At 38.6% G+C, this 14565-nt stretch carries 13 protein-coding genes and 1 pseudogene; 11 read left to right on the forward strand and 3 right to left on the reverse strand.

Going from position 1 to position 14565, the window contains the following annotated elements; genetic code table 11:
• Nucleotides 1–15: 15 nt before the first annotated feature.
• Together nrdF and SB660_RS02610 are read left to right on the forward strand one after the other, a co-directional pair.
• Entirely contained in the window at nt 16–996 is a 981-nt protein-coding gene (gene nrdF / locus SB660_RS02605; RefSeq protein ID WP_058013917.1) for a class 1b ribonucleoside-diphosphate reductase subunit beta, read from the forward strand.
• An 84-nt stretch (nt 997–1080) separates the two neighbouring features.
• Nucleotides 1081–1698 (forward strand): hypothetical protein, encoded by a 618-nt coding sequence (locus SB660_RS02610; protein WP_180308969.1) that lies wholly within the window; start codon nt 1081–1083, stop codon nt 1696–1698.
• Nucleotides 1699–1764: 66 nt separating this feature from the next.
• On the opposite strand, the gene SB660_RS02615 is transcribed toward SB660_RS02610, so the two are convergent.
• Nucleotides 1765–2523 (reverse strand): N-acetylmuramoyl-L-alanine amidase, encoded by a 759-nt coding sequence (locus tag SB660_RS02615; RefSeq protein WP_410581196.1) that lies wholly within the window; start codon nt 2521–2523, stop codon nt 1765–1767.
• 320 nt (nt 2524–2843) lie between these two features.
• Here SB660_RS02615 and spoVK point away from each other — a divergent pair, with 320 nt between their 5' ends.
• The 6 genes from spoVK (at nt 2844) to SB660_RS02645 (ending at nt 9317) form a co-directional block, all read left to right on the forward strand.
• Entirely contained in the window at nt 2844–3803 is a 960-nt protein-coding gene (gene spoVK, locus SB660_RS02620; RefSeq protein WP_003211912.1) for a stage V sporulation protein K, read from the forward strand.
• Nucleotides 3804–3924: 121 nt separating this feature from the next.
• Nucleotides 3925–5187 (forward strand): GTPase HflX, encoded by a 1263-nt coding sequence (hflX, locus tag SB660_RS02625; RefSeq protein ID WP_061407896.1) that lies wholly within the window; start codon nt 3925–3927, stop codon nt 5185–5187.
• A gap of 18 nt (nt 5188–5205) precedes the next feature.
• On the forward strand, nt 5206–6486 hold the full coding sequence (locus SB660_RS02630; RefSeq protein WP_268497880.1) for a methionine gamma-lyase family protein: 1281 nt from the start codon (nt 5206–5208) through the stop codon (nt 6484–6486).
• 89 nt (nt 6487–6575) lie between these two features.
• Nucleotides 6576–6986, forward strand: a complete 411-nt coding sequence (locus SB660_RS02635; RefSeq protein WP_058013911.1) for a MerR family transcriptional regulator — start codon at nt 6576–6578, stop codon at nt 6984–6986.
• Between the two features lie 59 nt (nt 6987–7045).
• Nucleotides 7046–8380 (forward strand): type I glutamate--ammonia ligase, encoded by a 1335-nt coding sequence (glnA, locus tag SB660_RS02640; RefSeq protein ID WP_058013910.1) that lies wholly within the window; start codon nt 7046–7048, stop codon nt 8378–8380.
• Nucleotides 8381–8660: 280 nt separating this feature from the next.
• The gene (locus SB660_RS02645; RefSeq protein ID WP_410581200.1) at nt 8661–9317 is read left to right on the forward strand and encodes a sulfotransferase family protein; all 657 of its coding nucleotides are present in this window, start codon (nt 8661–8663) and stop codon (nt 9315–9317) included.
• 201 nt (nt 9318–9518) lie between these two features.
• Here SB660_RS02645 and SB660_RS02650 read toward each other — a convergent pair whose 3' ends face one another.
• Nucleotides 9519–9779 (reverse strand): YesK family protein, encoded by a 261-nt coding sequence (locus tag SB660_RS02650; protein ID WP_410581202.1) that lies wholly within the window; start codon nt 9777–9779, stop codon nt 9519–9521.
• Nucleotides 9780–9813: 34 nt separating this feature from the next.
• On the reverse strand, nt 9814–10233 hold the full coding sequence (locus SB660_RS02655) for a stress protein (protein ID WP_169056564.1): 420 nt from the start codon (nt 10231–10233) through the stop codon (nt 9814–9816).
• A gap of 190 nt (nt 10234–10423) precedes the next feature.
• On the opposite strand from SB660_RS02655, the gene SB660_RS02660 reads away from it, so the two are divergent.
• From SB660_RS02660 to SB660_RS02670, 3 genes and pseudogenes are all read left to right on the forward strand, one after another.
• Complete coding sequence (locus SB660_RS02660; RefSeq protein WP_410581204.1) at nt 10424–11263, forward strand: SMI1/KNR4 family protein; 840 nt, start codon at nt 10424–10426, stop codon at nt 11261–11263.
• Nucleotides 11264–11452: 189 nt separating this feature from the next.
• Nucleotides 11453–12559 (forward strand): response regulator aspartate phosphatase, encoded by a 1107-nt coding sequence (locus tag SB660_RS02665; RefSeq protein WP_410581206.1) that lies wholly within the window; start codon nt 11453–11455, stop codon nt 12557–12559.
• A gap of 1407 nt (nt 12560–13966) precedes the next feature.
• Nucleotides 13967–14565 (forward strand): annotated as a pseudogene (locus SB660_RS02670) (exosporium glycoprotein BclB-related protein); the annotation flags it as partial.

The raw sequence follows: 14565 nt of genomic DNA on the forward strand, positions 1-14565 counted from the left end.
AAAGGAGAGTTTAACGTGACAAAAATTTATGATGCAGCCAACTGGTCAAAACACGAAGACGATTTTACACAAATGTTTTACAACCAAAATGTGAAGCAGTTCTGGCTTCCGGAAGAGATTTCCTTAAACGGGGATCTCTTGACATGGAAATATTTAGGTGAAAAAGAGCAAGATACGTACATGAAGGTACTTGCTGGACTGACTTTACTTGATACAGAACAAGGAAACACAGGGATGCCGATAGTGGCTGAACATGTAGAAGGTCATCAGCGTAAAGCGGTATTAAACTTTATGGCGATGATGGAAAATGCGGTACATGCGAAATCATACTCAAATATCTTCATGACACTCGCACCAACTGAAACGATCAGTGAAGTGTTTGAATGGGTGAAGAAGAATAAATTCTTGCAAAAGAAAGCAGATATGATTGTCAGTTTATACCGTTCAATTCAAAAGGACGATCCGATTTCTCTCTTTAAAGCAATGGTTGCTTCTGTTTATTTAGAAAGTTTCCTATTTTACAGTGGTTTTTACTACCCGCTTTATTTCTATGGACAAGGTAAGCTCATGCAAAGTGGTGAAATCATCAACTTGATTTTGCGTGATGAAGCGATTCATGGTGTATACGTTGGACTATTAGCACAAGAAATTTACAACAAACAAACACCTGACGTGCAAAAAGAGCTATATGATTTCTCAATTGACCTATTGAACGAGCTTTATGAAAATGAACTTCATTACACGGAAGATATATATGACCAAGTCAATTTATCGCATGATGTGAAAAAGTTCATTCGTTACAATGCCAATAAAGCGTTAATGAACCTTGGATTTGCCCCTTACTTTGAAGAAGAAGAGATCAATCCAATTGTATTGAACGGACTTAATACAAAAACAAAATCGCATGACTTCTTCTCAATGAAAGGGAATGGCTACAAAAAAGCAACGGTGGAGCCATTAAAAGATGACGACTTCTTCTTTGGAGATGAATCATAAGCAAGGCGTAAAAGTCAAAACGCATCACTCGTTTTGGCTTTTTGCCATTTCATACAATGCGTTACATACTGGAGGTTACCGAACATGGGAAAAATGGATGAAATCATACTAGTTGCACCGCGCACACGCGTATTCCAAAACGAAACGCTTGCGTTTAATGGTGTGAATAGTGAAGAGAAAACAATCAATACAATGATGAAAGAAATCGAAGAGCACTTCGAGCAGATGCGCAGAGGCGATGCGGAAGAAAATCCTGACTTCAAGCAGCCGATTCCTTATGTCGTGATTAAGCGTGAAGACGAAGTGTATGTATATGAAAGGCTTCAAGGCGGGGGAGAGACTCGATTGCATCATAAGTTATCTCTTGGCTTTGGTGGTCACATGAATTTCATCGAAGGCAAAAACTTTGCTGAAATTCTAAAAGAAAATACGGATCGTGAGCTAGACGAGGAACTTTCTATTCAAGAAGAAGACAAACTTGAGATGAAAACCCTTGGATTAATTAATGATGATGACAACAGTGTAGGCCGTGTGCACATTGGACTGTTATCAGCGCTTGAATTATCTCCAGGTGCTCATGTAGAAGTGAAAGAAACAGATCAAATATCAGGAAAATGGATGAAAGCATCTGATTTGAAAAAGCCTGAATACTTCGATCGACTTGAAACGTGGTCTCAATTTGTCGTGAACATTTTAGCATAAATGAAGCAATCAAAAACCGGCTCAGCAGCAGACTTGAGCCGGTTTATTTCGTTATAACAGCTTCAGTTATTGGAAAACGAATGCGTCATGACCGGCCTGTTTCAATCTTGCGACGAGGTCATCCGCATTTTGCTTTGTACGAAAAGCTCCGGCTTGTACTCGGAACATGCCGCCCTCTAATACAACGAAGGCGTCAAAGCCTTTGGATTTCAGTGTGGCTGCTAACTCATCTGCATTGGCTTTCACCTTGAAAGCTCCAGCCTGTACTTTATAAAGATTACTTGCTTTTTTTTTCAGCTGAAAGGCTTTCTCTAATCCAGTGGCATGAGCGCGAGCGATGCCTTGAAGGAAGGTCGCGTTACGAAGCTTATTTGCATCAGCTGCCGTGTCAATGAAACCATTCTCTGTTAAAATAGCGGGCATAGAAGTTTCTCGAAGAACGTGGAAGTTCGCTGTTTTCTTGCCGCGGTTGGCAAAATCCACTGAGCGAACAATCTCATCATGAAGGGCATTTCGATACGTGGTGGTCGGTGCTGAAACGCCAGGATACACATAGCTTTCAAAACCTGTGCCCCCGCCTGCATTAATATGAATAGATACAAAATAGTCAGCTCCCCAGCTGTTTGCTGCATTTGTACGCTGGGTCAAAGTGACGGATTGGTCATTTGAACGACTTAAGCGGACGGAAACGTCATCATAATCACTAATCAACATATCTCTCAATAAAATCGCGATTTGCAGGGTGATATTTTTCTCCAAAAGTCCATTCGCAGCAGCTCCAGAATCTGTTCCTCCATGGCCTGGATCAATAAAAATTTTCACCATCTATTCATCACCTCGTCTTTATTTTATGAGAAATTAGAAAAATTGCCTGTACAAAATGCGGAAATCATTGAGACTCTTTTCTGCACAATTTGTGATGAGAAAGCTACATTTTTCTAAGAAAAAACAAATTGTTGGTTTGTCCGCCTAAATGGGATGAATACAATGGAAATAGCACATCATTTCCTGGGAAACCGCAGAAATCCCTACAATATTCGGTATCTCGGGTCATTTTGACAGCAAACTTGGGCTTAAGCGGGCGATTGTCACGATTACAGCTCCACCCGAATAGAATAAAGAGAGAAGAGCGAGAGGTGAATACGTTGGAGCGAGCTGTCACATATAAAAACAACGGCCAAATCAATATTATACTTAACGGACAAAAGCAAGTATTGGTTGATGCAGATTCAGAGGCAGAATACCTAGAAGCCTTGCAGAAAAATGAGGCAAAACACAGCATCTTACGGGAAATAGAACGTGAAATGAACAGCCTTGTCGGTATGGATGAAATGAAACGAAACATAAAAGAAATTTATGCTTGGATCTTTGTCAATCAAAAAAGGCAGGAACAAGGGTTAAAGGTAGGTAAACAAGCGCTTCATATGATGTTCAAAGGGAATCCAGGCACAGGGAAAACAACGGTTGCAAGGCTTGTCGGGAAACTTTTCTTTGAAATGAATGTCCTTTCAAAGGGTCACTTAATTGAAGCGGAACGCGGAGATCTAGTCGGGGAGTACATCGGTCATACTGCTCAAAAAACAAGAGACTTAATTAAAAAATCACTAGGCGGCATTTTGTTCATCGATGAAGCCTATTCTCTTGCCCGCGGAGGCGAAAAGGATTTTGGGAAAGAAGCGATTGATACCCTAGTAAAGCATATGGAGGATAAACAGCACGAATTCATTCTTATTCTTGCTGGCTACTCCAAGGAAATGGATCATTTTCTATCATTAAATCCCGGCCTGCAATCCAGATTTCCAATCAATATCAGCTTTCCTGATTATACCGTCGATCAGCTCATGGACATTGCCAAACGAATGATGGCTGACAGAGAATATATATTTACTCAAGAAGCTGAATGGAAACTGCGAGATTACTTAATGCACATTAAAAGCACCACGAGTCCTGCAAAATTCAGCAACGGCCGCTTTGTGCGAAACACGATTGAAAAGGCCATTCGGACCCAAGCCATGAGACTCCTGCTTGTGGATCATTATGATAAAAAAGATTTGCTGACGATTAAAAGTCACGATCTCCAAATGAAAGAGGATACGCCTACTTAAAATGGCGTATCCTTTTTATAAAGAGATACTAAAATAAACCATCCGAATAGTGGTATACGTGTGATGTGTTTGGTATGATGGTACTACTGAAAACTTAAGTACAGAAAGGAAACAACTGACGTTGAATGAACATGAAATGACAGAAAAAGCGATCCTTGTCGGCTGTCAATTGCCGCATGTCACGGATGAACGCTTTCAATACTCAATGGAAGAATTAGCTTCCTTAACCAAAACGGCTGGCGGTGAAGCTGTCAGCGTAATGACGCAGAAGAGAAATAGACAAGACAGCGCAACATATATAGGTAAAGGGAAAGTAGAAGAGCTTGAAGTGCTTTGTGAGGAATTCGAATGTGATGTCATTATTTTTAACGACGAACTGTCTCCAAGTCAGCTAAAAGCTTTGGCAACTGCCTTAGATGTGAAAATTATCGATCGGACACAATTGATATTAGACATCTTTGCAAAAAGAGCCCGGACAAGAGAGGGGAAGCTGCAAATAGAGCTTGCCCAGCTTCAGTATGCCTTGCCGAGACTAAGCGGACAAGGGATCAGCCTCTCAAGACAAGGCGGCGGAATTGGCGCAAGAGGTCCAGGTGAAACAAAACTTGAAACAGATAGACGCCATATTCGAAACCGCATTCACGAAATTAACGGGCAATTATCTACAGTCAAAGAACACCGGACAAGATACCGGGAACGCCGGAAGAAAAATGGTGTGTTCCAAATTGCCATTGTTGGGTATACGAATGCCGGAAAATCTACTTTGTTTAACCAATTAACAGATGCAGATAGTCATGAAGAGGATCTGCTGTTTGCGACCCTTGACCCAATGACACGTAAGATGACATTAGCATCTGGCTATAGTGTGCTGATTTCAGACACCGTTGGTTTTATCCAAGACCTCCCAACAACACTCATTGCGGCATTTCGTTCCACTCTTGAAGAAGTGAAGGAAGCTGATTATTTGCTTCACGTCATTGATTCTTCTAATGAGGATTACGAAGGACACGAACGAACGGTTCATGAGTTATTAGAAGAACTAGAAGCAGACCGTATACCGATGCTGACGGTTTATAACAAAGAAGATCAAATCAGACCGGATTTCATCCCATCTTCAAAGCATCGTCATCTATTAATCAGTGCGAGACGCGAAGAAGATATAAAGCGATTAAAAGCGGATATTATGGCAGAACTGAAACAAAACTTTTTAAAACCATATCATGTGAAGATTCCAGCGTATGAAGGAAAGCTCATCTCCGCATTAAAATCAGAAACGCTCGTGGAATCACTAGAATTTCAAAAAGAAGCAGAACTTTATGACATCACCGGGTTTAGCGGTGAGGAGCAGACCATATTAGGTCAAATCAAGAAGTATATGTTGTAAGAAAGGAATTAAATCAAGATGTTTCATACATTAAAACACGGCAGTATTTTAGAAAAAGTAGCAGCAGAAACAGAACAAGAGATTTTACACATGCATCAGCAAATTGATCAAAAGAGTGAACAAAATGAGTGGCGGGTGCTTGAAAGCTACCGAAAGCATAGAGTCAGTGACTCTCACTTTAACCCGACAACTGGATATGGCTACGATGATATGGGAAGAGACACGCTAGAAAAAATTTATGCGGATGTCTTCGGAGGAGAAAGCGGCCTTGTGCGTCCACAGATCATTTCCGGCACACATGCCATTTCCATTGCATTATTCGGTGTGCTGAGACCTGGCGATGAATTGATCTATATGACGGGAAAACCATACGATACGCTAGAAGAAATTGTGGGGATTCGCGGCAAAGAAGGGACAGGCTCATTAAAAGACTTCCAGATTGATTACAAGGCCATTGATTTAAGGCAAGATGGATCCGTTGATTATGACAAAGTAAAAGAGTCAATCTCCTCTAAAACAAAAATGATCGGCATTCAGCGTTCGAAAGGCTATGCGTCAAGACCTTCTTTTACAATAGAAGAAATTGAGCAAATGATTTCATTTGTAAAAGAGATCAATGAAGAAATTATTGTGTTTGTGGACAACTGTTATGGTGAATTTACTGAATTGCAAGAGCCATGTCATGTGGGAGCGGATCTTATGGCGGGTTCCCTTATTAAAAACCCAGGCGGCGGGCTTGCCAAAACAGGCGGTTACATCGTTGGAAAAGAAAAATGGGTAGAAGCTTGCTCTTATCGAATGACATCTCCGGGCATCGGCAGTGAAGCGGGTGCCTCGCTTTATGCGCTTCAGGAGATGTATCAAGGATTTTTCTTAGCACCGCATGTTGTGGCGCAAAGCTTAAAAGGTGCAGTGTTCACGGCTCGTTTTCTTGAGAAGCTCGGATTCCAAACGAACCCAGCGTGGAATGCGAAAAGAACAGATTTAATTCAATCTGTCGAATTTGGAGATCCTAAAAAGATGATTGCATTCTGCCAAGCGATTCAATATGCATCTCCGATTAACAGTCACGTCACGCCGCATGCAAGCTATATGCCAGGATACGAGGATGATGTCATTATGGCAGCGGGCACCTTCGTCCAAGGAGCTAGTATCGAATTGTCAGCCGATGGACCGATCAGACCGCCTTATACAGCCTACGTTCAAGGCGGACTCACGTATGCCCATGTGAAAAATGCGATTTGTAGTGCTGTAGATGCCTTATTGGAACAAGGTTTCATCGACATACCTGCTCAATAAAAAACCATGTTAATATTCCTAACATGTTGTTGACACATAATATAACATGACATATAATAAATTTAAGCAAAGAGGAGGAGACAGTTGAGATGAGTGATAACATTCGCCGCTCAATGCCTTTATTCCCAATTGGGATTGTCATGCAGTTAACAGAATTATCTGCAAGGCAAATTCGCTATTATGAGGAAAATGGATTAGTATTTCCAGCAAGAAGTGATGGGAATCGCCGATTATTTTCTTTCCATGATGTTGATAAATTACTAGAAATTAAAAACCTCATCGAACAAGGTGTAAACATGGCAGGAATCAAAAAACTTTTTGCCAAAGCTGAGGCAGAACATCCATCGTCTGATGTAAAGACCGAGGAGAAAACCACAGCGAAGCACAACTTGACAGATGATGAACTCAGGAAGCTACTGAAGAAGGAACTCATTCAGGCTGGACGTTTCCAACAAGGAACGACCTTTAGGCAGGGGGATATGTCAAGGTTCTTCCGTTAACCAATTAGCAAAAGCATTGCTATACAATTTTACCTTTTGTAGGGGAGGAGTTTTACGAAATGGCAAAATACACAAGAGAAGATATCGTAAAATTAGTAAATGAGGAAAACGTAAAGTACATCCGTCTGCAATTTACAGACATTCTCGGAACGATTAAAAATGTTGAGATTCCTGTGAGCCAGTTAGAAAAAGCTCTTGATAACAAATGTATGTTTGACGGTTCATCTATTGAAGGCTTCGTACGTATTGAAGAATCAGATATGTATCTATACCCAGATCTCAACACATTTGTTATTTTCCCTTGGACAGCTGAAAAAGGTAAAGTTGCACGCTTTATTTGTGACATTTACAAGCCGGACGGGACGCCATTTGATGGAGACCCGCGTAATAACTTAAAGCGTGTTTTAAAGGAAATGGAAGACCTAGGATTTAGTGATTTCAACCTTGGACCTGAGCCAGAATTCTTTTTATTTAAATTAGATGAAAAAGGCGAGCCAACGCTTGAACTAAACGATAAAGGTGGATACTTTGACCTTGCACCAACAGATCTAGGTGAAAACTGCCGCCGTGATATCGTGCTTGAGCTTGAAGAAATGGGCTTTGAAATTGAAGCGTCTCACCACGAAGTAGCACCTGGACAGCATGAAATTGACTTCAAATATGCAGGCGCCATCCGTTCTTGTGATGATATTCAAACATTCAAACTTGTTGTTAAAACGATTGCGAGAAAACACGGACTTCATGCGACATTCATGCCAAAACCATTGTTCGGTGTAAACGGATCTGGTATGCACTGTAACCTATCATTATTCAAAAATGGCAAAAACGCATTCTTTGATGAAAAAGCAGATTTACAATTAAGCGAGACGGCTAGACACTTTATCGCAGGTATCGTTAAGCATGCAACTAGCTTTACAGCGGTCACAAACCCAACGGTGAACTCTTACAAGCGTCTTGTACCTGGTTATGAAGCACCTTGCTACGTGGCATGGAGTGCACAAAACCGTAGCCCATTAATCCGTATCCCTGCATCACGCGGCATCAGCACACGTGTAGAAGTGCGCAGCGTAGACCCATCTGCAAACCCATACCTTGCACTAAGCGTATTACTTGCAGCAGGTCTTGACGGAATCAAAAACAAACTAGACGCACCAGCACCAATCGACAGAAACATCTATGTCATGGACAAAGAAGAGCGTCTTGAAAACGGCATCTCTGATCTGCCTGCAACACTTGCAGAAGCACTTGAGTTGCTCAAGTCAAACGAAGTTATGGTCAACGCACTAGGCGATCACTTATTCGAGCACTTCATCGAATCAAAAGAAATCGAATGGGATATGTTCCGCACCCAAGTACACCCATGGGAACGCGATCAGTATATGTCTCAGTATTAATAAAGAAACCCCCTTGGAGCCATTGGCTTCAGGGGGATTTTGTTTTTGAGGATGTTTCAAAATAAAGCAGGCATCAACCCACAATTCACCCACAAAAAAGTGATAAAAAAATCACTGTTGAAAAATGATGTAGTTGACACCAATTGTCTTTAGAATCAGAAAGTACCAATATATATGGACACTAAAAAATTCGTTGTGTGGAAATCAAAATGTGTAATGGAATGAATACTGATTGAATACATTCATTTAAATATCATTACATTGTGAGAAGGTGAGTAACATGGACAGCAAGTTGTTTTTAGTATTATGTAATCATCGGTCTGGATCTAGTGCTGTAGCTGGGGTGTTGCATCATTTAGGTATACATATGGGAGAACAGTTAATCGGCCCATCTAGCTCAAACCTGAAGGGACATTTTGAGAATATTCATTTTGTCATCATGAATGACAAGATATTGGAGTCATTAAACTCTTTTTGGTTTGCGCCTCCTTCACGATCAAGTGTCCTTTCTAACCAATTTTCTAAAGATCAAATTCGTTCTTTTCTTAGTCATCAAGTAAAACCAGTGTGGGGAGTAAAAGATCCTCGCACAGCACTAACTTTCGATATTTGGAAGCCTTTTTTTGAGGAAATTTCTGATATCACTTTTATATTTGTTTGGCGTCCTATTGAAGAATCTGTTTCTTCACTTGCTTTAAGAGAGGGTTTTGGTGAGCGAACTGCCGATTTTATTTTAAAAATATATGAAGATAACCTTAAGCGAATTCGAAAAGAGCTTGAACAAAAAGAAAATGACATAATTGATATAAATTTCAGTGATCTATTGGGTAACCCAGAACCGTTTGTAAAAGAGGTCAATTTTAGATTGAATAAAAAAGAGGATCAAAATGTCGAAAATGTTAAGGAATTTCTTGATGGAAAGTTAAAGCACTTTTAAATAATTTGAGATGTTTTTCGAAAAATGTGAGAAAAAGAAGCAGCAGTTCTAGTACCCATCTCTTTCAGGAAACAGATTGATAAGGATGTACAATAATGCCCCTTTTCGATACTTTTTATGGATGAAAAAGATATACTGGATATCTTTGAGTACTATAAAGATTAAAAAGTAAGCAACTTCTGAATTGGAAGTTGCTCTATGTTATTTACCACTAGAATAACTCAAGATGGCATTTATAATTAAAGTAATCACAGATGCAATCAGTAAAGATATACTGATTGCACCCAATCCTAAACCTTCCCAACTTCCTACGAAAAAACTTATTAATAATAAGATAATACTTATGATGATGAGAATCGATGGTATTCCATACTGTAAAGGTGCATTCTTTCTTTTAAAGATAACAGAAACAACAAGTATAACGATCGTAAGGATAACTGTTAGCAGCCAAAATGATGACATTTATTGACCTTCCTTCTTTTAAAAATATATGAAATTATTTTATTTCCTCATCCATTACTTTCTTATACTTTTCAAATTCAGAATCTTTCATTTCACCGTTCATTTGTAATAAAAAGTTTCCTTTTGAATAGGTGTGAGAGAAGAACATAGATCCAGCATTGCCTAACTCATCATAATAAGATTTCGCCTGCTGTAAATCAGTTTCATTTCCAAATTTAAAAATCCTTCCGCCAGCATTTTCACCTAAGGAAGGAACGAGAATTCTTTTTCCTTCTTCTCTTATATTTCCAAACTCTTTTTGTTTAAGATCAGATGGTTTTTCTGCTTCAAGCCCAGCACTTTTAAAAGCTTCAATAATATTGGCTGTCGTGAGCTGTTTTTCATTTGATGCTGTGCTACTGCAAGCTGTTAGGATCATTAAACAAATAAAGATGAATATAGATAATTTCTTCATATTGGATCCTCCTGATTTTTAGGTGCAAAGGAAATTTTACATGAAGTACCTTCTTTTTACTATCGTTTCGACAAAAATAGACATTGTGAATGACTAAGTAACAAATATTCTTCTTTTATTTTGACTAAATTGTCAAATATACTCATCAAGATGGTATACTTATGTGCATATTTTACTAGGAGGCATCACCTTGAAATTATTTTGGGAAATAGACGAGGAAGGTTACTATACGTTAAAAAAGATCAACGCAGAAGAAATAACTAAAGCTGAAGATAAACTTGGGGTCACTTTGCCAGATACATATAAAAAGCTCATATTAGAACAGAATGGTGGTTATACAGTTCATAATGCTTTTCCAACGACTCACTCTAATTCATGGGCTGAGGATCATATTCAATTTAATCACCTGCTGGGAATTGCTGAAGATGAAGGAATTATGGATAGTGCCTATTTGATAAAAGAGTGGGAGCTTCCAGAAGGGCTTGTTTTGATTAACGGGGATGGCCATACTTGGGTAGCGATGGATTATCGAAAAACGAAAGAGAATCCTGCAATTCATTATTTTGATGTTGAGATGGAAGAAGACTTTAAATTAGCAGATTCCTTTGATGAATTCATTCAGGGGCTTTATACAGCTGAGTACACAATTGATGAGGAAGCAGCAGAAGGTGAATATGAACTTTCTGAAGTTCATTTAAGTAAAGAAGAACTTGAAGCCATATTTGAATTGGACGTCCTTGATGAAGAGAATCTTTATAAAATTCAATATTACCCGATGGTTGATTTGAACGAAATTGAATGGTTTTTTAAAAAGATGCAATATCACATTGAAAAAACAAAAGATGAAGATACGCTTTATCAAGTAGGTGATACGATTCTCTGCATTTTCTTATTAAATCAAAATATGCCGATCAACGAAAAAATTAGTGAGATTCTTCATCAAATAGCTGAATTCTTAGAGAAAAATGATGATCCACTATTAGTGAATCTCGGAGAAAATATTGCTATGGAAACAAGTTTCCTTTATTAAGCTTTGAACACTCAAAGACAGGTCATACTGGTGAAAGATCGATTTGGGATAGTATTAAATAATAAAGGCATATAGGAGAGGCGAATTCGTCTCTCTTTTTTGCGGTTTCTTTTCGGTGTGGAATATTCAAACGGATGATAATATATGTAATTATAGGGAAAATAAAGGAATGGATAGGGGGAGGTTTGTTTGGGAGAAAAAGTAGCCAGCCCATTTGTTGCTAAAATGATCGGTGATTGGTACGGATATATCAAGAAACAGGACATTCTAAAGGCTGAAAATAAGAGAAAAGAGATCGTAATAGCCTTTGAAAATATGGAAGAAGATCAAAATGTCTTATTATACTTTAACTTGATTGATTCCAGATACAAAATGTTGGCGCAGGAGTTTGAGAGATCAAAAGATATATTGAAGCAAATAGACATTGAAGAGAAGCAGAAAACGGATGACATGATTCAGTATTATTATTTCTTCTTCAATGGCATGTATGAGTTTTATAAAAAGCGCTTTTCAGACGCTATCAACTATTATCATATTGCAGAGACCCGACTTCGAAACGTTCCTGACGATTTAGAACGTGCTGAATTTAATTATCAGCTTTCAATTGCATACTACGAAATCGCACAAAATCATTTCTCCATTAACCACGCCAAAAAAGCTTTAGAAAGCTTTAAATCAGCAGATTTACAAGAGAGTCGGGTTGCTACTACTCTAATGGTAATCGCATCAAATAAGATGGATTTAAACCAATTTGTACAAGCTGAATTCACCTATAAGGATGCTATCAATTTAGCAGCAGAATCTAAAATTGATTTTCCACAAGCGCTAGGGTATTTCAATCTTGGGATATGTTATGAGCGTCAAGGAAAGCTTCAGCAAGCTTTAGAATGTTTACAAAATGTCTTTTCGGTTGAATTAAAAAAGCCACACAAACCACTGTATATGAGAACAAATTACATGTTAGCACGTGTACTCTTCCAGTTAGATAAAAAAGCTGAAGGGCTGGATGCACACAACGAGTCACTCATGTTAGCGAATGAATTAGCTGACAATGCGTATATTGCTAAGTTAAATATCATACATTCAATATATGTAACAGATGATGAAATTCAGCTCGACGCAGCTCTTGATGTACTGAAAAATCAAAAACTTTGGACAGATGCCGCAGAATTGTCAATTATGGCAGCAAGATTTTATAAAAAGCAGGATAATTACAAACTGGCATCAAAATACTTTGATGAAGGTTTGGAATCACAGGCCAAAAAATTGACATGGATGGAGGAGGAAGCTGAATGAAGCACCTGAAAGTTATGATATTAAGCCTTACCTTATTAATGGGGATCACAACCACTGTACATATAAATTCCTCAAATGATATTCAAACCGCAGAAAACGGCTACTTTGGTTAAGCATGAAGTCTATTAATAAAAAAGTCCTTTTCGGGGCTTTTTTTATTTGAACATTATCTGCTATTTTCATTGCTGTTTCAATTGATCAAAACACAACTTCTCAAAACGTATAGGCAAAATTAAAACAGGCCCTGAATGGTCTGTTTTTTTATGGGGACGGATAGGGCTAATCATTACTATAGTTTTCATTAGATTAGGAGTTCCCTATACATTTTATTGCTTTATCAAAAGTTTCTTTTTTCTCTTCATAGTCAATACTTTCTATCAAAAATCCACAATTACACTTTACTTTATTTAGGGGAGTTTTGAAAAGTAAATGAGAACAAATGTTTGATTAGCGATTTGGATTTCGTTATAATAAGAATAAGATTGACCCCTTCATGAACCTGGCTGACACTCAGTCAGGTCTTTTTTATATTTACTGGTAAACTTGTTTTTCTTGTAGGAGGTGATATGAGTTGAAAGTCAAAATCATTGAAGGGCCGAAAGTTGACGAGCGTCTTAATGATTGCTATCACTATTTAATTAAGTGGTGGAGGAAAGAGTTAAATTGGGATAGTAATTTACAGAAGAATATTGTCTGTCAAAGTGTAAGCAATAAAAGGGTAAGGGACGGGGAGCTTGATTGAAGCATATATGAAGAAATTAGGTACGGTAATTCCATTAAAGATGAAGGTTTATCAGGTTTTTCTAATTAGACTTCGGAATAAAATTAAAACAGACCTAAATGGTCTGTTTTATAGAAAGGATTTGTTATTTTTTATCAAACTAGGTTGGTTTATAATGAATTCTCATTCTTTTAGGAAACACCCACAAATCACCCACAATTTAAAAATATTTTATGATTTTGTATTATTTTTTTAAGATGAAAATCTCTATAAATCAACGTTGATGATTCACTAAGACATGTAAAGACAGTATAGGTTATAATTAGAACCCAAGTACACCCATGGGAACGCATCAGTATATGTCTCAGTATTAATAAAGAAACCCCCTTGGAGCCATTGGCTTCAGGGGGTTTTTATTTTTGTGGGGGTTTCTATAAGCGAGTGTTGGAGGCGCATCCTTATGTATATTATAATCATCTTTTTCATACGTCCAAATAAAAATATAGTGCATTGTTCTCAAACTCGTAAGAATCATTTCACCCCACCTGAGAAAAAATCTCCTCTCAAATTTATCAAGGTTAAAGAAGGTTCAGTAATTTAACACCTAAAATTAGATTTTATTATCATTCTTTTTAAGAAAACACCAAATAGTACAAATTACATAAAATAAGACAGAGGTGATTGATGTGAAAAGATGCCGGTATTGTGGGAAATCATGTACATCTAACTCGCATTATAACAAACGAGGAAGATGGTATGATTCTTATAAGGATGACGGCTGGGAATGTGATAGTTGTAAGAAAGGTAAGTCAGGCAAACCAGGAAAACCAGTAAAAAATCCATGCTGCGGAAAAGATCCTTGTGTTTGTGTCATTCAAGGACCCCCAGGGGGAAGAGGAAGAAGAGGCCCAGCAGGTCCGGCGGGTCCAGCAGGAGCCACTGGAGCGACTGGCGTAGGTTTAACAGGCATCGTGGCATTTGATCCAGCGGTAGCCCCAACCTATCCAGTAGGTCAAGTGGTGACATTCGATGGAAGTACGTATGTAGTGAATTCAGCGTCGCCAACAGGTACACCAGGTACGTCTCCAGATTATACCTTGTTAGCAGCTGCAGGAGATACAGGCGCCACTGGTGCAACAGGCATAGGAGCAACTGGAGATACTGGTCCAACCGGCGCCACTGGTGTAACTGGAGATATCGGACCAACAGGAGTAACTGGTGTAACTGGAGATATCGGACCAACAGGAGTAACTGGTGTAACTGGAGATACTGGTCCAACCGGCGC

The organism is Bacillus sp. SIMBA_005, from assembly GCF_046535585.1.
Lineage (GTDB): Bacteria > Bacillota > Bacilli > Bacillales > Bacillaceae > Bacillus > Bacillus pumilus.

Bases quoted from the DNA above. Each gene is read 5' to 3' on its own strand.
- SB660_RS02610 (WP_180308969.1), top strand. From the start codon at position 1,081: ATGGGAAAAATGGATGAAATCATACTAGTTGCACCGCGCACACGCGTA.
- SB660_RS02615 (WP_410581196.1), bottom strand. From the start codon at position 2,523: ATGGTGAAAATTTTTATTGATCCAGGCCATGGAGGAACAGATTCTGGA.
- SB660_RS02630 (WP_268497880.1), top strand. From the start codon at position 5,206: ATGTTTCATACATTAAAACACGGCAGTATTTTAGAAAAAGTAGCAGCA.
- SB660_RS02635 (WP_058013911.1), top strand. From the start codon at position 6,576: ATGAGTGATAACATTCGCCGCTCAATGCCTTTATTCCCAATTGGGATT.
- glnA (WP_058013910.1), top strand. From the start codon at position 7,046: ATGGCAAAATACACAAGAGAAGATATCGTAAAATTAGTAAATGAGGAA.
- SB660_RS02645 (WP_410581200.1), top strand. From the start codon at position 8,661: ATGGACAGCAAGTTGTTTTTAGTATTATGTAATCATCGGTCTGGATCT.
- SB660_RS02650 (WP_410581202.1), bottom strand. From the start codon at position 9,779: ATGTCATCATTTTGGCTGCTAACAGTTATCCTTACGATCGTTATACTT.
- SB660_RS02655 (WP_169056564.1), bottom strand. From the start codon at position 10,233: ATGAAGAAATTATCTATATTCATCTTTATTTGTTTAATGATCCTAACA.